The 18,747-nt window shown below is 69.4% G+C and carries 16 protein-coding genes and 1 pseudogene; 14 read left to right on the forward strand and 3 right to left on the reverse strand.

Features of this window, described 5'->3' with window-relative positions; translation table 11 throughout:
- Positions 1-32: 32 nt before the first annotated feature.
- Entirely contained in the window at positions 33-1,019 is a 987-nt protein-coding gene (locus SD455_RS04205; protein WP_445507335.1) for a Gfo/Idh/MocA family protein, read from the reverse strand.
- A 208-nt stretch (positions 1,020-1,227) separates the two neighbouring features.
- Between SD455_RS04205 and SD455_RS04210 the strand changes: the two genes are divergently transcribed.
- On the forward strand, positions 1,228-2,502 hold the full coding sequence (locus SD455_RS04210) for an MFS transporter (protein WP_445507336.1): 1,275 nt from the start codon (positions 1,228-1,230) through the stop codon (positions 2,500-2,502).
- A gap of 46 nt (positions 2,503-2,548) precedes the next feature.
- On the opposite strand, the gene SD455_RS04215 is transcribed toward SD455_RS04210, so the two are convergent.
- Positions 2,549-3,019 carry a GNAT family N-acetyltransferase gene (locus tag SD455_RS04215; protein WP_070160057.1) on the reverse strand — a complete coding sequence of 157 codons (471 nt, stop codon included), beginning with the start codon at positions 3,017-3,019 and terminating at the stop codon, positions 2,549-2,551.
- A gap of 172 nt (positions 3,020-3,191) precedes the next feature.
- Between SD455_RS04215 and dxr the strand changes: the two genes are divergently transcribed.
- Both dxr and SD455_RS04225 read left to right on the forward strand, forming a co-directional pair.
- The gene (gene dxr / locus SD455_RS04220; protein ID WP_445507337.1) at positions 3,192-4,553 is read left to right on the forward strand and encodes a 1-deoxy-D-xylulose-5-phosphate reductoisomerase; all 1,362 of its coding nucleotides are present in this window, start codon (positions 3,192-3,194) and stop codon (positions 4,551-4,553) included.
- Positions 4,550-6,079, forward strand: a complete 1,530-nt coding sequence (locus tag SD455_RS04225; protein ID WP_445507338.1) for a M50 family metallopeptidase — start codon at positions 4,550-4,552, stop codon at positions 6,077-6,079. Before dxr ends, SD455_RS04225 begins: the two co-directional genes overlap by 4 nt.
- A 55-nt stretch (positions 6,080-6,134) precedes the next feature.
- On the opposite strand, the gene SD455_RS04230 is transcribed toward SD455_RS04225, so the two are convergent.
- Positions 6,135-7,334: an ROK family transcriptional regulator gene (locus SD455_RS04230; protein WP_311023693.1), complete on the reverse strand. Its 1,200-nt coding sequence runs from the start codon at positions 7,332-7,334 to the stop codon at positions 6,135-6,137.
- A 206-nt stretch (positions 7,335-7,540) separates the two neighbouring features.
- Here SD455_RS04230 and SD455_RS04235 point away from each other — a divergent pair, with 206 nt between their 5' ends.
- From SD455_RS04235 to SD455_RS04285, 11 genes and pseudogenes are all read left to right on the forward strand, one after another.
- On the forward strand, positions 7,541-8,281 hold the full coding sequence (locus tag SD455_RS04235; protein WP_445507339.1) for a sugar phosphate isomerase/epimerase family protein: 741 nt from the start codon (positions 7,541-7,543) through the stop codon (positions 8,279-8,281).
- Positions 8,282-8,331: 50 nt separating this feature from the next.
- Positions 8,332-9,483: a Gfo/Idh/MocA family protein gene (locus SD455_RS04240; RefSeq protein ID WP_445507340.1), complete on the forward strand. Its 1,152-nt coding sequence runs from the start codon at positions 8,332-8,334 to the stop codon at positions 9,481-9,483.
- A 124-nt stretch (positions 9,484-9,607) separates the two neighbouring features.
- A complete protein-coding gene (locus SD455_RS04245; protein ID WP_070160090.1) occupies positions 9,608-10,915 on the forward strand; it encodes an ABC transporter substrate-binding protein in 1,308 nt (435 codons plus the stop codon).
- Positions 10,916-10,927: 12 nt separating this feature from the next.
- The gene (locus tag SD455_RS04250; protein ID WP_311023697.1) at positions 10,928-11,995 is read left to right on the forward strand and encodes a carbohydrate ABC transporter permease; all 1,068 of its coding nucleotides are present in this window, start codon (positions 10,928-10,930) and stop codon (positions 11,993-11,995) included.
- A complete protein-coding gene (locus SD455_RS04255) occupies positions 11,988-12,827 on the forward strand; it encodes a carbohydrate ABC transporter permease (protein ID WP_070160069.1) in 840 nt (279 codons plus the stop codon). The genes SD455_RS04250 and SD455_RS04255 overlap by 8 nt, the downstream gene beginning before the upstream one ends.
- A 74-nt stretch (positions 12,828-12,901) precedes the next feature.
- Positions 12,902-13,252 (forward strand): annotated as a pseudogene (locus SD455_RS04260) (Gfo/Idh/MocA family protein); the annotation flags it as partial.
- Positions 13,250-14,032: a Gfo/Idh/MocA family protein gene (locus SD455_RS04265; RefSeq protein ID WP_445507361.1), complete on the forward strand. Its 783-nt coding sequence runs from the start codon at positions 13,250-13,252 to the stop codon at positions 14,030-14,032. The pseudogene SD455_RS04260 and the gene SD455_RS04265, both read left to right, overlap by 3 nt.
- Before the next feature lie 65 nt (positions 14,033-14,097).
- Positions 14,098-15,117 carry a sugar phosphate isomerase/epimerase family protein gene (locus tag SD455_RS04270; RefSeq protein ID WP_070160071.1) on the forward strand — a complete coding sequence of 340 codons (1,020 nt, stop codon included), beginning with the start codon at positions 14,098-14,100 and terminating at the stop codon, positions 15,115-15,117.
- 193 nt (positions 15,118-15,310) lie between these two features.
- Positions 15,311-16,480, forward strand: coding sequence for a flavodoxin-dependent (E)-4-hydroxy-3-methylbut-2-enyl-diphosphate synthase (gene ispG, locus SD455_RS04275; RefSeq protein WP_070160073.1), 1,170 nt, complete (start codon positions 15,311-15,313; stop codon positions 16,478-16,480).
- Complete coding sequence (locus tag SD455_RS04280) at positions 16,434-17,408, forward strand: GNAT family N-acetyltransferase (protein WP_445507341.1); 975 nt, start codon at positions 16,434-16,436, stop codon at positions 17,406-17,408. The genes ispG and SD455_RS04280 overlap by 47 nt, the downstream gene beginning before the upstream one ends.
- Before the next feature lie 66 nt (positions 17,409-17,474).
- Complete coding sequence (locus tag SD455_RS04285; RefSeq protein WP_311023701.1) at positions 17,475-18,545, forward strand: LacI family DNA-binding transcriptional regulator; 1,071 nt, start codon at positions 17,475-17,477, stop codon at positions 18,543-18,545.
- The last annotated feature ends 202 nt before the right edge of the window (positions 18,546-18,747 follow it).

The raw sequence follows: 18,747 nt of genomic DNA on the forward strand, positions 1-18,747 counted from the left end.
TGATCCTCGTCCGGGTGGGGAGATCCCGAAGGTCAGGACTCGGAGGGGTAGCGCAGGCCGATCTGGGCACGGATCTCGTCCAGGGTGCCCATGATGCCCACCGAGTCGTCCACCGTGAGGACATCGCCGTCGAGAGTGGCCTGCTGGACGTACCGTTCGGCGGCACGGGCCTGCAGATGCATCCCCCGGCCCACCACGTCGGACTCATAGCGCTCCACCACGGTGCCGTCCGGCGCGGAGACGGTGAAGTTCGCCGCGGTGTACCAGACCCGATCGACGTCGATGCGGCCCCCCGAGCCCACGACGTGCGCCGTGTTCGGACCGACTCCGCGGGAGGAGGACAACGACGTCGAGAGTGCCCCGCCGCTGTGCCGTAGGATCGTGGCGACCTCGGTGTCGGCGCCGGTCTCTCCGAGGCGCGCCTGGGCCGTCACCGAGGTGGGGGCGCCCAACAGATCCCAGGCGAAGGAGATCGGGTAGACCCCCAGATCCAACAGGGCCCCTCCACCCAGGGCGAGGTCATTGATCCGATGGCTCGGCTCGGTGGGCAGTCGCTGGGTGTGGTCGGCGAACAGGGCGCGGATCTCACCGATTGCGCCCCCGTTGACCAGCTCACGGATCCTGGCCATATGGGGGAGGTGTCGAGTCCACATGGCCTCCATGACCAGCAGGCCGCGCTCGCGGGCCAGGTCGCGCAGCTGCTCGGCCTCGGCCCGGTTCAGGGCGAAGGGCTTCTCCACCAGGGCGTGCTTGCCGTGCTCGAGCGCCAGACGGGCGTGCTCGGCGTGGAAGGGGTGGGGCGTGGCCACGTAGACGATGTCCACGCCTGGGTCCTCGACGAGCTCCTGGTAGGAGCCGTGGGCGCGGGGGACACCATGGTGACGGGCGAAGATGTCAGCCGAGGCTCGGCTCCGGGAGGCGACTGCCGCCACCTCCATCTCCACGGCATGCAGGTCGTCGGCGAAGGAGCGGGCGATCCCGCCGGTGGCCATGATTCCCCAGCGCAGTGATGACGTCATGATGGGCGAGTCTACCCGAGGAATGCGCTTGCCAGTGATGCGCGTCACCTGTGTGGCATGATGATCACGCCGCCGCGATCCTGCCGCGATCCTGCCGCGGTCCTGCCGCAGGCGTGCAGCATGCACGTGGAGAAGTGCAGAGGTCAGTGCAGAGGTCAGTGCAGAGGTCGAGGAACACGCACGGTGAGTCGAGGGGGGGGGATCGCGCATGGGGGAGCGGGAGACGCGTCCAGCCCCGGCCGAGCCCCTGCGACGCCGGCCGTTCCTGCGCTTCTTCTCTGCCGATGCCATCACCGCGGCAGGGCTGAGCATCAGCGTGGTGGCCGTGGACGTGTTGGTGGTCCAGGTGCTGGAGGCCACCGAGCAGCAGGTGGGGCTGATCCGCGCCGTGCAGTTCCTGCCGTATCTGCTCCTGGGACTGCTGGCCGGCGCCCTGGTGGACCGGTGGCCGCGGCGTCCGGTGCTGGTCGTCTCTCACGCTGCCGCAGGTCTCGCTCTGCTCACCGTCCCGATGCTCTGGTGGCTGGGGCACCTCACGCTGCCGACGACGGCGGCCGTCCTGTTCCTCGTCGGCGCCTGCGGAGTCATGAGCGTGGCGGCCGAGCAGTCTGCGGTGCCGGACCTGGTGGGCCGTGAGCAGCTGGTGCTCGCCAACGCCCGGCTGGGCCAGGCCCGCACGGTCGCCCAGACCTCGGGGCCGGCCGCCGCCGGTGTGCTCGTGGCCTGGGTCGGCGCGCCGATGACCCTGCTGCTCACAGCGGGAGGCCGGCTCGTCTCCGCGGGGCTGCTGGCCACGGTGGCGATGGGGCCCGCGCCGGCCCGTGACCGTGGCCGGAGCGGTCTCGACGGCGGCCTGACCCGTTCCATGGGTCAGGGTCTGGCCTTCGTGTACCGGCATCGGACGTTGGCGCCCCTGGCGCTGTCCACCCACGTCTGGTTCCTGGCCAACAGTGCAGCGATGACGGTGTTCGCGCTCTACGCGCTGCGACACCTGGGGATCTCTCCGGCCCTCTACGGCGTCGTCCTGGCCTGCGCGGGAGTGGGCGGACTCGCCGGAGCGCTGACGGCCCCGTGGATCGCCCGCAGTCTGGGGGAGGGGAGCACGGTGCTGCTCGGGCGAACTCTGATGCCCCTGGCCTGGACGACGGTGATCCTGGTCCCGGACGCCTCAGCGGGCTCCGTGCTGGCTCTGGCCGGGGCGAAGACGCTCTATGGGTTGGCCATGGGCGTGGAGGATCCTGCCGAGGCCGGGTTCCAGCAGTCGGTGACGCCGCGGGGCATGCTGGGGCGGATGAACTCCACCATGCGGACGGCCAACCGGGGCTGTGGGGCCGCCGGTGCGGTCCTGGGAGGTGCAGCGGCAGGGGCGCTGGGCCTGCAGGAGACCCTCTGGATCACCGTGGCGGTGTTCGTGGTGGCCGCGCTGATCATCGTGTTCTCACCGTTGCGCGGGGCCCGAGCCGCCCGTCATGCTCCGCTGTGAACCCCAGCAGCGAACTGCGGTGGTCAGGAGACCGCGTGCGCCGGGATCAGCTGAGCTGGAGGATCTTCTCCTGCACGACCGCGGCCCGCACGTTGGAGAAGTTCGACTCCTCGCCGACTTCCACGAAGCCCAGCGCCTGCAGGATCTTCAGGGTTCCCACGTTGTCCACGACTACGCGGGCACGCACGGGGCGCTCCGGGAAGTCGTGGAGGAACTTGGAGACGGCCTCGGTGGTGATGCCGCGGCCCCAGAACTGCTTGTCCGTCCAGAACATGATCTCGCGGGATCCGTCGTCCTCGAAGGCGGCGATGGAGCCGATCGGCTGGCCCTCGAAGTCGATGGTGCGCACGATCGTGTCCGGGGAGTTCAGCAGCTCGCCCCAGTGGTGGTCGAAGACGCCGCGGTCAGTCGGGTTCGTGGAGGCGAAGCCGGCCATGTGGGCGGCGTCGGCGTCCTGCTGGAACAGGAAGAACTGATCCAGGTCGCTCGGCTGTACTTCCCGCAGCGTGATCATCATGTGGCTCCTCGTCGTCGGCAGCACGGCCGAAGGTGGGGACAGGTGCAGTGCGTCCAGGGTACCGGCACAAGCTCCACGGACGTGCATCAGGTCTCCTCGCCGGGGCATCAGGCGTCATCAGGGACGGGCCCCCGATTCCCGGATATCCAGGCGGGACCGTGATAATAGGGCCATGTCCTCCCACCCCGCCTCCGATCCTGCCGGGCCGCAGCGTCCGGATCCCGCGCCGAGAATCCGACCCGGCGACGACGGCGCGTCCCGTGTGGTCCTGCTGGGCTCCACCGGCTCCATCGGCACCCAGGCGCTCGAGGTCATCGCCGCCAATCCCGGGCGCTTCGACGTCGTCGGGCTGTCTGCGGGCACCAACACTCGGCTGCTGGCCGACCAGGTGCGCGCCACCGGGGCCCGGGCGGCAGGCATCGCCGTCGACGGCGGCACGGCGGCGAATCCGGACCAGCCTCCCCTGGCCCAGGCGCTGCGGGACGCAGGTGTGACCCACGAGGTCGAGATCCTCACCGGGGAAGAGGCCGCCGTGGTGTCTGCGGGGGAGCTGGGCGCCGACGTCGTGCTCAACGGCATGACCGGCTCCATCGGTCTGCGGCCCACGCTGGCGGCGCTCGCCTCCGGGGCGACGCTGGCCCTGGCGAACAAGGAGTCCCTGGTGGTCGGTGGGGCGCTGGTGGCCTCCGCCCAGCGGCGTCCCGGCCAAGTGGTGCCGGTGGACTCCGAGCACTCCGCCCTGGCCCAGGCGCTCAGCTCCGGACGGCACGAGCGTGGCCTCTGTGCCCCGGTGGTCACCGGACGCAGCGAGGTGAGTCGGCTGATCGTCACTGCCTCGGGCGGTCCGTTCCGCGGGTGCAGCCCCACTCAGCTGGCCGAAGTGACCCCCGCCCAGGCGCTCCGTCACCCGAACTTCGCCATGGGGCGGGTGGTCACCACCAACTCGGCCACCATGGTCAACAAGGCGCTCGAGGTGGTCGAGGCCCATCTGCTCTTCGACGTCCCCCTGGAGGACGTCACCGCCGTGGTGCATCCGCAGCAGGTCATCCACTCGCTGGTGGAATTCCAGGACGGCTCCACTCTGGCGCAGGCCGGGCCGCCGCGCATGTATGTGCCCATCGCTCTGGGGCTCTCCTGGCCGGAGCGGCTGCCGCAGGTGGACACCGCCATCGACTGGACCCAGACGATGCGCTGGGACTTCGAGCCCCTCGACGACGACGCCTTCCCCGCCGTGCGTCTGGCCAAGCAGGCCTGTGCGGCCTCCGCCACCCACATGGCCGTGTACAACGCCGCCAACGAACAGGCGGTGGACGCCTTCCACGACGGTGCGCTGGGCTTCACGGAGATCCTGCCGACAGTGGAGAAGGTGCTTGCGGCGCATACGGCGAGCACCGGGACACCGACCTTGGACGAGGTGCTGGAGGTGGAACGTGAGGCACGGGCCCACGCCGATGAGCTCATCGCCGCCGCCGCGGTGACGGTGCCCACGCACCGGGCGCCCCGCGCCGTCGAGGTGGGGGAGGGCCAGGCATGACGGTTCTGCTCATGACGCTGGGCATCCTGGTCGTCGCCGTGGGGATCATCCTGTCGATCGCCCTGCATGAGATCGGGCACCTGGTGCCTGCCAAGCTGTTCAAGGTCCGCGTCACCCAGTACATGGTCGGTTTCGGGCCCACCCTGTGGTCGAAGCGCCGGGGTGAGACGGAATATGGCGTCAAGGCGGTGCCGTTGGGTGGTTACGTGGCGATGATCGGCATGTATCCGCCGCCGGAGCAGGACGCTGGAACGGACGCTCAGGGCTCGGATGCTCAGGGTTCGGATGCTCACGACGATGGCCCCACCGATCCGTATCTTCGGGAGATCGGTGCGCAGTACGCGGCACCTGAGCCCCCCGGCACGCAGGATCACCCGGGCGCGCAGGACGGACCGGGCGCGGTGCCAGGCTCCGCCGACGCCGGGAACGCCCCGGTGCGGACGGTGAGCTCCCAGTCCACCGGGCTGTTCCAGCAGATGTCGGCCGAGGCCCGAGAAGTGGCCGCCGAGGAGCTGCAGCCCGGCGACGAGGACCGCATGTTCCATCGTCTGCCGGTGTGGAAGCGCATCATCATCATGCTCGGCGGACCGGCGATGAACGGGCTGATCGCGCTGGTGCTCACCGCCGGGATGATCACCGTCCACGGCACCGCTGAGCCGAACACCCAGGTCCGCGAGGTCTACGAGTGCGTGGTCTCGGCCGAGGCCGCCGACGCCGGGCAGACCGCCTGCACCGACGACGACCCCGCCGGTCCCGCCTATGAGGCCGGCCTGCGGCCCGGTGACGAGATCGTCGCCTACGGAGGACAAGAGGTCGAGGACTGGGAGGAGCTGACCGGGCTGATCCGGGACTCGGCCGGTGCCTCGACTCCCGTGGAGTACGTGCGCGACGGCGAGCGGCACAGCACCGCCCTGACCCCGATTCTCACGGAGCGTCCCGTGCTGGACGGGCTGGGGCGCGTCGAACGCGACGGCGACGGGGCGCTGGTCACCGAGCCGGTGGGCTTCATCGGCATGGGGGCCGAGCAGGAGCTGGTCCGCCAGCCCGCCTGGGAGGCCGGCCCGATGGTGTGGACGCAGTCCAAGGCTGTGCTCGAAGTGGTGGCCAACCTGCCGGTGCGGCTCTATGACGTGGCCGTGTCCACCTTCACCGAGGCCGAGCGTGACCCGGACGGGCCGCTGAGCGTGGTCGGCGTCGGCCGGATCGCCGGGGAGCTCTCTGTGCAGGACGAGATCCCGCTGGAGTCCCGCTTCGCCTCCCTGATCTCGCTGATCGCCGGCGTCAACGTGGCGCTGATGGTGTTCAATCTGATCCCGCTGCTGCCGCTGGACGGCGGGCATGTGGCCGGTGCCCTGTATGAGGCGTTCCGGCGGCGTCTCGCGCGCCTGTTCGGGCGTCCGGATCCTGGACCGTTCGACATCTCGCGGCTGCTGCCGCTGACCTATGTGGTGGCCGGGATGCTGTTGGTGATGGGGCTGCTGCTCATCTATGCCGACATCGTCAACCCCATACGCCTCTTCGGCTGACCCAGCGACTGACCCGGACGGGACTGGCCCGGCTCCGCGGAGGCGCGGCGACGGCTCAGGCGGAGGAGGCGTCGGCCAGCGCGTCGATGCCGGCGGGGGAGAGCGCGTGGTGCAGCGCCAGCAGGCTGGCGCCGAGCAAGCCGGCGTCGCGCGTCTGGGCGGCGGTGTGGATGTCCAGGCGTTGGGTGGCCAGCGGCATGGCTCGCTGGTAGACGACTTCGCGCACCCCTGCCAGCAGGTGCTCACCGGCGCCCGCCATGCGACCTCCGACGGCGATGACCTCCGGGTTCAGGAAGCTGATGCTGGCGGCCAGCACCTCGCCGAGGTCGCGGCCCGCCTGACGCACCGCGCGGATGGCGTCCAGGTCGCCGGCGTCCACGAGCCGCACGACGTCCCGGCCGCCGGAGATGTCCCGGTGGCCGGCGCGGCGCAGCTGCTCGGCCAGTCGTGAGCCGGAGGCGACCGCTTCCAGGCAGCCTTCGTTGCCGCAGTGGCAGAAGACGCCGTCGCCGGAGCGGACCCGCACATGCCCGATGTCGCCGGCGATGCCCTGGGCGCCGCGCTGCAGGCGGCCCCCGGAGATGATCCCGGCGCCGATCCCGGTGGCGACTTTGACGAACAGGAAGTGTTCCACCGGGCGGGAGAGTCGACTGTGCTCGCCGAGCGCCATGATGTTGACGTCGTTGTCCACCAGCACCGGGACGCGGACGTGCTGGTGGAACCAGCCGGGCACGTCGAAGCCGTCCCAACCGGGCATGATCGGGGGGCGGGAGGGGCGCCCGGAGTCGAAGTGCACCGGACCGGGCAGGCCGATGCCGACGGCCATGATGTCCTGGCGGTCCCGTCCGAGCCCGGCGAGCAGCTCGTCGGCGAGCTCCATGACCCGGGCCAGCACCGGTTCCGGGCCGGCGGCGATGTCCAGAGATTCCTCATGGGCGCTCAGCTGGGCATTGAGCAGGTTTACCACCGCCAGACGCACATGGCTGGCGCCGAGGTCCACGGCCAGCGCCAGACGAGCGTCCGGCAGCAGGGCGACTCTCCGCGGGGGACGGCCTCCGGTGGAGACGCCGTCGGCGGCCGGGCCGATCAGCCCGAGCTCCGTCAGGGCGGAGAGCCGGTCGTTGACGGTGGAGCGGGCCATCCCTGTGAGCGCGGCCAGCTCGGTGCGGCTCTTGGGCACGCCGTCACGCAGGAGCTGGAAGACGTCGGAGGCTCCTGTTCCGCCGAGGGCGTTGATGCTTCTGGCCACGTGCATGGGACCAGTCAAGCACACTTCCATCGAATTCTGCGGCGCCTCTGAAGATCCGAGTCACAGTTCTGTTGACGATCGACAGAAGTGCGTCTACTGTGTGCAGAGAACGCAGAGTGACCCGCCTCACAGCTCGGAGAGATCGCTCTCATCAGCATTCGACCAGCGTCGCCCGCATCATCCGTCCACCCTCCCGAAGGAGCACCATCATCGTGAACTCTCTGTCCATCCAGCTCTACACGGTGCGAGACCACCTGACCGCCGACGCCGGGGAGACTCTGGAGCGTCTGGCCGGCATCGGGTTCACCCAGGTGGAGCCCTTCGGTCTCGTGGACTTCGCCGATCAGCTTGCCGAGCCCATGGCCCGGTTGGGGCTCTCGGCGCCCACCGCCCACGTCAAGCTCGCGGGGGCAGACCTGGATGCGGTCTTCTCCGCCGCCCGTCGGCTCGGCGTCGGCACCGTCGTCGATCCGCTGATCGACCCCGCCCGCTGGAGCAGCCGAGACGGTGTCGAGGGGGTGGCGCGCGAGCTGCGCGAGGCCTCGGCCCGCGCCGCCGACCAGGGCCTGCGCGTGGGGTATCACAACCACGCCTTCGAGCTGGAGAACCGAATCGCCGGCGTCCCCGCCCTCGAGGTCTTCGCGGAGGCGGCAGGGGATGCCGTCGACCTCGAGGTGGACACCTACTGGGCCGAGGTCGGCGGAGAGTCCGCTCCGGACCTGCTCCGCCGTCTGGGGGAGCGCGTCGTGGCCATCCATGTGAAGGACGGGCCGAAGACGAAGGAGAACACCGACCAGGTGGCCGTCGGCTCCGGCAGCATGCCCATCGCCGAGATCCTCGCTGCCGCCCCGCAGGCCCTGCCGGTGGTCGAGCTGGACGACTTCGCCGGGGAGATCTTCGACGCCGTCGTCGCCAGCCACGCCCACCTGGCGGGCGCCCCGCAGGGCGCCTGACCCACCGGAGCAGGATGAACCACCCCATGAGAAGACACCAGGAGACCCCCATGGCTTTCAGCACGACCACTGCTGCCTCCCCGGCGGCCGAGCAGACCTCCCCGGCAGGAGGCCGCGTGGGCGTCGGCGTCGTCGGCGCCGGTGTGATCAGCAACGAGTACCTGAAGAACCTGACCGCCTTCGCCGATCTGGAGGTGCGGTTCATCGCTGATATCGACACGCAGCGGGCCGCCGAGCAGGCTGAGGCCTGGGGCGTGCCGCACTCCGGCAGCTATGAGGAGCTGTTGGCGCGTGACGACATCGAGATCGTGGTGAATCTGACCATCCCGGCGGTGCACGTGGAGGTGGCCCTTCAGGCTGTGGCCGCGGGCAAGCACGTCTGGGGGGAGAAGCCCTATGCGCTGGACCGGGAGTCCGGACGCCGGCTGAAGGAGGCCGCGGAGCAGGCCGGGGTGCGGGTCGCCGTCGCGCCGGACACGTTCCTGGGGGCGGGTCTGCAGACCGCGCTGCGGAGCGTGCGCGACGGCTCCATCGGCACACCGCTGACCGCGCTGACCCTCTTCCAGGTGCCCGGTCCCGAGTCCTGGCACCCCAGCCCGGAGTTCCTCTTCGCCCGCGGGGCCGGCCCGCTGTTCGACATCGGCCCCTACTACCTCACCACTCTGGTCCAGGTGTTCGGGCCCATCCGGCGGGTCGCCGCCACCGGGTCCCAAGCCCGTGCCACCCGGGTCATCGGCTCCGGCCCGAAGGCCGGCACGGAGTTCCCGGTGGAGGTCCCCACCCACGTGAGCGCCCTGATCGAGTTCGAGTCCGGGGCCAGCGCCCAGTCGGTCTTCAGTTTCGACTCGAAGCTGCCCCGGGCGGGCTTCGTGGAGATCGCCGGCAGCGAAGGGACCGCGGTGTTCCCCGACCCCAACATGTTCGACGGCGAGACCACGCTGCACACCGGCGGTGAGGAGCCTCAGGTGATCCCGGCCGAAGGTTCCTTCCATACCCGCGGCACCGGGGTGGTGGAGCTGGCCCAGTCCATCCGCGCCGGTCGCCGGGAACGCGTCCCCGGCGACCTGGCCTTCCACGTGCTGGACGCGATGGTCTCCATCGCCGAATCCGTGGAGTCCGGTCAGTTCGTGGAGGTCACCAGCACCGTGGAGTCCTCCGCCCCTCTCGACGCCGACTGGGACCCCACCCAGCCGTCTCTCTGAGCTCTCCCGGGCCCCTGAAGCAAGGGCCCTCACCATCGCTCGTCACCACTCTCATCTCTGATGAAAGGACCCTGTCATGGCACTCACCGGTCGTTCCGCGCTCCGGCGCCGGACTCTCCGCCGTATGACCACCCTGCCGCTGGCTGTGCTCGCTGTCGGCTCCCTGGCCGCCTGCGGCTCCAGCCCCGCTGAGGAGGTGGACACGGAGAACCTCTCCGGCAGCATCACCTACTGGGCCTCCAACCAGGGCGAGTCGGTGACCCAGGACGAAGAGGTCCTCTCCGAGACCATCGAACGGTTCACCGACGAGACGGGCGTGGAGGTGGAGCTGGAGGTCATTCCGTGGAACGACCTGCAGAACCGCATCCTGACCGCCGTGTCCTCCGGCGACGCCCCGGATGTGCTCAACATCGGCAACACCTGGGCCACCTCGCTGCAGGCCACCGGGGCGTTCCTCGAGTGGGAGGGTGAGGCGCTGGAGGCGATCGGCGGTGAGGAGCGCTTCATCCCGTCCAGCTGGGCCACCGGCGGCGCCGAGGGCCAGGCGCCCACCTCCGTGCCGCTGTACGCGCTGAGCTACTCGCTGTACTACAACACGGAGATCTTCGAGGAGAACGGCATCGACGGGCCTCCGGCGACCTGGGAGGAGTTCGTCGAGGTCGCCCAGGAGCTGACTCAGGACACCAATGACGACGGCAGCATCGATCAGTGGGGCTTCACCATGGCCGGGGCCAGCATCTCCAACAACTCGCATGCCGCCTTCATCAGGGGCCTGCAGCACGGCGGTGAGCTCTACGATGACGACGGCGAGCCGGACTTCACCAATGACGCCGTGGTCGCCGGGGTCAACGAGTGGATTCAGCTGATGGGCGCAGACGGCGTGGTCTCGCCCTCGGATGCGGAGCTGGTCAACGGCGCCGAGTCCGTGGAGCAGGTCGCCAGCGGACAGGCCGCGATGGTCTTCGACCAAGCGCCCGGCAACGTGTTCGACAACCGCGGCTTCGAGGACTACCAGGCGGCCCCGATGCCGATGCTCGACGCCGACGCCACCGGCCTGGAGGCCACTCAGTCTCACGTGGCGGGCATCAACATGAGTGTCTTTGAGAACTCCGACAACATCGATGCCGCCGTCGCGTTCGTCGCCCACATGACCAGCGACGAGGAGCAGACCTACCTGAACCAGGAGTTCACCGGGCTGCCGGTGGTCAACGACCTCTATGAGGACGAGGCGTTCCAGTCCGACGAGATCCAGCTCAAGCAGCAGATCCTGCAGGACCACGCCCAGCCGATGCCGCTCTATCCGTCCGAGAGCCAGATGGAGACGGTGGTCGGCACGGCGATGCGGGACCTGCTCGCCGACGTCGCCCAGGGCCGCGAGGTGACCGAGGACGACGTGCGCGACGCTCTGACCACCGCCGAATCGCAGATGTGACGGAGGCTGAGCATGCCGGTCGAACCGAAGTTGAAGGACCCGCCGGAGCCTGACCAGGGCGTCGCCGGGGCAGGGCGGGAGGCATCGACGACGCGCCCCTCGCCCGGTGAGAGGAACCAGCGTCGTGCCCAGGCCGCCGTCGCCAGTCAGGTGGTGCAGACTGCCGGTGCCAGCCGCCGGTCGCGGCTGTTCCCGTACGGACTGATCGCCCCGGCCAGCGTCATGGAGATGCTGATCCACATCATCCCGATGGTGCTGGGCGTCTACATCGCCTTCCTGGGGCTGAACCAGTTCACCATCGGCAACTGGCTGCAGGCGCCGTTCGTCGGCCTGGAGAATTTCGTCACCGGTCTGGACCCGGAGGGTCCGATCGGCAGCCAGTTCTACGCCGCGCTGCTGCGCACGGTCGTCTACACGGTGATCAGCGTCGGCGCGGCCTGGGCCCTGGGGATGTTCGCCGCCGTGCTGCTGACCTCCAAGGTCAAGGGTCGAGGCTTCCTGCGCACCCTGTTCCTGACCCCCTATGCGCTGCCGCAGTACGTCGGGGCCATCGCCTGGGCGTTCATGTTCAACCAGCGCGACGGCGTCATCAACCGGATCCTGGTCCATGACCTGGGGATCCTGGACTCCGGACCGTTCTGGCTGTTGGGCGGCAACGCGTTCTGGGTGACCGTCATCGTCACCGTCTGGCAGTTCTGGCCCTTCGCGTTCCTGATGCTGCTGGCCGCTCTGCAGAACATCCCGGACGAGGTCTATGAGGCCGCCGCCATGGACGGGGCGAGCCTGTGGAAGCAGTTCACCTCCATCACCCTGCCGATGATCCGGCAGGCCAATGTGGTCATGCTGCTGATCCTCTCGCTGTGGATCTTCAACCAGTTCAACATCCCCTATGTGCTGTTCGGTCCGGCCTCACCGCCGGAGGCGACCCTGATCTCGCCGCTGATCTACGAGCAGTCGTTCAACTACTGGAACTTCGGCGTCGGCGGTGCGATGAGCGTGCTGCTGCTGGTGGCCCTGGTGATCGCCTCGGCGTTCTACATCAAGCTGGTCATGCCGAAGGGGAAGGCACTCCATGATTGAGACCCGGGGATTCAAGATCCTGCGTGCCGTGGGGCTGACCTTCCTCACCGCCATCGTCGTGCTGCCGCTCTATGTGGTCGTGGTGACCAGCGTGAAGCCGCTGGAGGATGTGCGAGGGATGTTCAGCTGGTGGCCCACCACCGTCACCCTGCAGCCTTACCTGGACATCTGGTCGACCGTTCCGCTGGCACACTACTTCGTCAACAGCCTGATCGTGGTGGTGACCGCGACGATCTGCTCCGTGGTGCTGGCGGTCCTGGCCGCCTACGCGCTGTCCCGATTCCCGTTCAAGGGGGCGCGCACCTTCTCCATGATGGTGCTCTCCACCCAGATGTTCCCGGGCATCCTGTTCCTGCTGCCGCTGTTCCTGATCTTCACGCAGATCCAGCGCACCGTGGGGATCCAGCTCAACGGCACACATCTGGGGCTGATCCTGACCTATATGACGTTCTCGCTGCCGTTCGCGATCTGGATGCTCAGCGGGTTCTTCGCCTCCATCCCGAAGGATCTGGAGGAAGCGGCCATGATCGACGGCACCGGACGCATGGGGGCGCTCATCCGAGTGGTGCTTCCGGTCGCACGGCCCGGGATCATCGCCGTCTCGGTGTACTGCTTCATCACCGCCTGGGGCGAGGTGCTCTTCGCCTCGGTGATGACCAACGCGGACACCCGCACCCTGGCGATCGGGCTGCGGGCCTACGCCTCTCAGACCGACGTGTTCTGGAACCAGCTGATGGCCGCCTCCGTGGTGGTCTCCCTGCCCGTGCTGCTCGGCTTCATGCTGGTCCAGCGGCACTTGGTCACCGGACTCTCGGCCGGGGCGGTGAAGTGAGGTCCGTCCCCGACGACGGCATCCCGGGCTGAGCAGCCCGGACGACAGACAGACACAGACGTGGTCCACAGAAGGAAGAGACATCCATGCAGAACCTGAAAGTCGGCATCATCGGGGGCGGGTTCATGGCCCGTACCCACACCGCCGCCGCCCGCGCGGCCGGCGCCGAGGTCGTGGGACTGACCTCTTCGTCGCCGGAGCGCAGCGCGGCGGCGGCCGCGCCGCTGGGGGTGGAGCCCGTCGCCGGTGTGGAGGAGCTGATCTCCCGCAGCGACGTCGTCCACGTGTGCTCGCCGAACGCCCGCCACGCCGAGCATGTCCGGGCTGCCCTCCAGGCGGGACGGCACGTGGTCTGCGAGAAGCCGTTGGCCGTCGATGCCGAGGAGGCCGCCGCCCTGGCCTCGCTGGCCGAAGAAGCCGGTGTGGTCGCCTCGGTGCCGTTCGTCTACCGGTTCCACCCGATGGCCCGGCAGGCCCGGGAGGAGACGGCGTCGGGTCGGGTCGGTCGACTGCTGACCGTCCGGGGGGCCTATCTTCAGGACTGGCTGCTGGACGCCGGCGAGTCGAACTGGCGGGTGGACCCGCAGGTCTCGGGGCGCTCGCGGGCCTTCGGGGACATCGGGTCCCACCTCGTGGATCTCCTGGAGTTCGTCTCCGGAGAGCGGATCGTCCGGCTCAGCGCGGCCACCGCGATCGCCCACCCCCGCCGGGGCGGCGTCGAGGTGGTTACCGAGGACGCCGCCGCCCTGACCGTGGAGCTCTCAGGAGGGGCCCTGGGGAGCCTGATGGTCTCCCAGGTCAACGCCGGGCGGAAGAACCAGCTCACCCTGGAGCTCGCCGGCGCTGACGGCAGCGTGTTCTTCGACCAGGAGCACCCCGACGAGCTGTGGCTGGGCCGCACCGACGGCTCGATGACGATCTCTCGCGACCCGGCGACGATGGGTCAGGACGCCTCGCGGCTCTCCGTGGTGCCCTCGGGCCACCCGATGGGCTACCTGGACGCCTTCACAGCCTTCGCGAGGGACACCTACGCCCGCATCGGCGGGGAACATCTCCCGGGGCTGCCGACCTTCGCCGACGGTGCCCGGGCCAACCGGATCATCGACGCTGTGCTGGCCTCCGCGGAGTCGGGCGCCTGGGTGGACGTCGCACCGGTCGGCGAACCGGTCAGCGAGGCGGTCAGCGAGCAGGTCACTGCCCTGTGATCACAGCGACCTCCGCCGGAGCGACCGCATCGAATCCCCGATCCCTGGATCTGAGAAGGAGAGACATGACCACAGAACACGCCTCCCATCCCGTCACCCTGTTCACCGGACAGTGGGCCGACATGCCGTTCGAGGAGCTGGCGGCCCGCGCCGCCGAATGGGGCTATGACGGCCTGGAGATCGCCGCCAGCGGCGACCACTTGGACCTGAAACGCGCCGACGAGGACGACGACTACGTGGCCTCGCGCCTGGAGGTCCTGGAGCGTCACGGGCTCAAGGTTTGGGCGATCTCCCACCATCTGGGCGGCCAGGCCGTCTGCGACGACCCCATCGACTTCCGTCACCAGGCGATCCTGCGTGACTATGTCTGGGGCGACGGCGACCCTGAAGGTGTGCGTCAGCGCGCCGCGGAGGACATGAAGCGTTCGGCGCGGGTGGCCCGCAAGCTCGGTGCGGACGTCGTCGTCGGGTTCACCGGCTCGAAGATCTGGCAGTACGTGGCGATGTTCCCACCCGTGCCGGCCGAGGTGATCGACGCCGGCTACCAGGACTTCGCCGACCGCTGGAACCCGATCATGGACGTCTTCGATGAGCAGGGGGTGAAGTTTGCTCTGGAGGTGCACCCCTCCGAGATCGCCTATGATCACTGGACCACCGTCCGAGCGCTGGAGGCGATCGGCCACCGGGAGGCGTTCGGCCTGAACTGGGACCCCTCCCACATGTTCTGGCAGGGGATCGACGCCGTCGGGTTCATCACCGACTTCGCTGACCGCATCTACCACGTCGACTGCAAGGACACCCGCCTGCGTCCGCCCAACGGCCGCAACGGCATCCTGGGCTCCCATCTGCCGTGGGGTGACCCGCGCCGCCGCTGGGACTTCGTCTCCACCGGCCACGGGGACGTCCCCTGGGAGGACGCCTTCCGCGCGCTGGAGCACATCGGCTACTCCGGACCGATCTCCATCGAGTGGGAGGACGCCGGCATGGACCGCCTCCACGGTGCCGCCGAGGCGGTGGGGCGGATCCGCTCGCTGCTGTGGAAGCGTCCTGAGGCCTCTTTCGACGCCGCCTTCTCGAACCAGTAGGCGAACGGGCAGGGCAGCCGTGCCGGTCAGCGTGCAGGGGCGGTCAGCGTGAAGGGGCGGTCGGGCTCGACCCGAACACGGTGAGCCTGGCCACCCCTGCGGCCAGGAATGGGAGCTCGTCAGCTCGGCGGCGTACCATGGGAGCAGCCGGGACAACCTCCCCGCGAGCACAGTCAACACCCCAGGAGAGTCCGTGACCGCCATCAACCTCGGCATGCCGTCCGCCCCTCCGCCCGTCCTGGCTCCGCGCCGGAAGACGCGGAACTTCCAGGTCGGCAGCGTCGGCGTCGGCAGTGATCATCAGATCTCCGTGCAGTCGATGACCACCACCAAGACGCACGACATCAACGCCACCCTGCAGCAGATCGCCGAGCTGACCGCCTCGGGCTGCGACATCGTGCGTGTGGCCTGCCCCACGGACAAGGACGCCGAGGCGCTGCCGATCATCGCGATGAAGTCGCAGATCCCGGTGATCGCGGACATCCATTTCCAGCCCAAGTACGTGTTCGCCGCGATCGAGGCCGGCTGCGGTGCGGTCCGCGTGAACCCCGGCAACATCCGGAAGTTCGACGACAAGGTCGGCGAGATCGCCAAGGCGGCCAAGGACCACGGCACCTCGTTGCGCATCGGCGTCAACGCCGGGTCCCTGGACAAGCGGCTCATGGACAAGTACGGAAAGGCCACCCCTGAAGCGCTGGTGGAGTCGGCGGTCTGGGAGGCCTCGCTGTTCGAGGAGCATGACTTCCACGACTTCAAGATCTCCGTGAAGCACCACGACCCGGTGATCATGGTCCAGGCCTACGAGATGCTCGCCGAGCGTGGCGACTGGCCGCTGCATCTGGGCGTGACGGAGGCCGGGCCGGCCTTCCAGGGCACCATCAAGTCGGCGACGGCCTTCGGCGCCCTGCTGGCCAAGGGCATCGGTGACACCATCCGTGTCTCGCTGTCCGCTCCGCCGGCCGAGGAGGTCAAGGTGGGCAGCCAGATCCTGGAGTCGCTGAACCTGAGGCCCCGGAAGCTGGAGATCGTCTCCTGCCCGTCCTGCGGACGCGCGCAGGTGGACGTCTACACGTTGGCGGACGAGGTCACCGCAGGGTTGGAGGGCATGGAGGTCCCGCTGCGCGTGGCCGTCATGGGCTGCGTGGTCAACGGGCCGGGGGAGGCGCGCGACGCCGACCTCGGTGTGGCCTCCGGCAACGGCAAGGGACAGATCTTCGTCAAGGGTGAGGTCATCAAGACCGTGCCGGAGGACCAGATCGTCGAGACGCTGATCGCAGAGGCCAACCGCCTCGCTGAAGAGATGGATCTGGACACCGATGGAGATGCTCAGGCAACGGGTGCCCCTGTGGTCTCCGTCAGCTAACACCCTCGCCGGCCGGATCCACCGGGCCACCGGCGGGGTCGTCCGTGTGCTCGACGCCGGGGACACCCCGGCGTTGCGCCGACTCATGGCGGCGGATCCCGTCTCCAACGTCTCGGTGATCACCACGCTCGCCGCCCGCGGCGGCGCCGGGCCGGGGAAGGGGCGCAACGGTGCGGTCTTCCTGGGCATCGACGCGCCCCCGGAGACGACGCGGCCGCCCGGACAGGAGGGTCCGGCCGTCGGGGGCACCGTCACCCGGAAGGAGCTCGCGGCCGCCTGCTGGGTGGGGTCCAACATCAATCCGGTCGGCGCCGACCTCGCCCAGGCGGAGCTGTTCGGCCTGGCGGTGGGGGCCATGCGGCGCCGGGTCTCATCCATCTATGGCCCCGCCGAGGCCGTGCTGGAGCTCTATGACGCCGTCGGGTGGCTCAGTCCTCGCGACGTCCGTGCCGACCAGCCGCTGCTGACGATCACCCAGTCCTCGACGGTGGAGCCCCTGCCCGGGGTGCGGACCGCCACCGTGGAGGACTATCCCCAGGTGGAGCCCGCCTGTGCGGCCATGTTCACCGAGGAACTGGGCTTCTCTCCCTATGCTCAGGGCTCGGCCCCGTACCGCGAGCGGATCCGCGCCCTGATCCTGGCAGGGCATTCGCAGGTGTTCACGGATCCTGCCACCGGAGAGGTCATTTTCAAGGCTGAGTACGGGGCGGTCACCGACGACGTCGTGCAGATCCAGGGGGTCTGGGTGCGGCCGGACCACCGGGGGCGCGGCCTGGCGGCCACCGGCATGGCCGCCGTCGTCTCCCATGCCCTCACCCTGGCGCCGACGGTGAGCCTGTACGTCAACAGCTACAACACCGCGGCGCTTCGAGCGTATCTGCGCGTCGGGTTCCGCCAGGTGGGCACTTTCGCCACGGTCCTGTTCTGACAGGCCGGTCTCCTCAACACGGCCCGGGTCGATCCGCGCCCGGGTGGTGATGCGTAGGCTGGAGCCATGCCTCACCCTCGAACGCGCGCCACCATGAAGGACGTCGCCCAGCTCGCCGGAGTCTCCCCGAAGACCGTCTCCAACGTGCTCACTGGCGCGGTGGCCGTCCGGGAGGGGACCCGGGAGCGGGTGCAGGCGGCCATGGATGAGCTGGACTTCGTCCCGAACCTGAGCGCCCGCGGGCTGCGCAACGGGCGCACCGGCATCATCGGGGTGGCGCTTCCGGATCTCGCCACGGCCTTCTCCGCCGACCTCGCCCACACGATCGTGGAGCAGGCCCATGAGCGGGGTCTGGCCGTGCAGTTCGAGGAGACCGCGGCAGAGCCCGAGCGGGAGCATGACCTGGTCTCCCGGGCGCGCACCCACCTGATCGACGGGCTCATCCTCAACCCGGTCCGTCTGGAGGATTCGGTGATCGAACGGGTGGACCATCTGCCGCCCGTGGTGCTCATCGGCGAGGTGGAGCAGCATCGCGCTGATCGGGTGTACGTGGACAGCCGCGTTGCCTCCCGGGAGATCACCGAGCATGTGCTGTCCCGCGGGGCGCGTCGCATCGCTGCGCTGGGCGGCGCGGTGCGCGGGCAGGACGGCAAGGCCACCGCCGGTCTGCGCCTGCTGGGATACCTGGACGCTCTGCGCGATGCCGGCCTGGAGGCGGACCCCCAGCTGCAGGTGGACGTGGAGCAGTGGACCATCGGCGGGGCCGCGGCAGCTGTGGAGGAGCTGCTGGCCCGGCAGGTGCCCTTCGACGCCGTCGTCGCCTTCACCGACACGTTGGCCTTCGGTGCGCTGCACGCCTTGCACCGGGCGGGGCTCCGTGTGCCCGAGGACGTGCTGGTCACCGGCTTCGACGACGTGGAGCATGCGGCGTTCACCCTGCCGCCGCTGACCACCGTGGCCTTCACCCGGACCGACTACGTCAGTGCCGCCCTGGACCTGCTCTCAGCGCGGTTCGAGGAACGGGTGGGGCGGCGCGACGATGGCCCCTCTCAGGCGGTGGTGATCCCGCACCGGCTGGTGCTCCGCGAGTCCACCCAGGGCACCCCCGCGGGGTATGTCCCGACGGGCTCGCCTTGACGGGCGTCAGGTCTCCAGTAGCATGGTGCCCATCGTGATGTGCGCCACAGGGAGATTCTCTGAGGCGTAGTTCCATCGATGGAATTCCTGTCTTCGATCACGCTCGGCCGAGCGTGGAAGGAAAGGGGCTGGGTTCTCCGAGGCAAAATTACATCGATGTAAAGATGATGGGGGCGCACCTGCGGACCCCATGGTCCCGACC

Source organism: Nesterenkonia sp. K-15-9-6 (genome assembly GCF_052656005.1).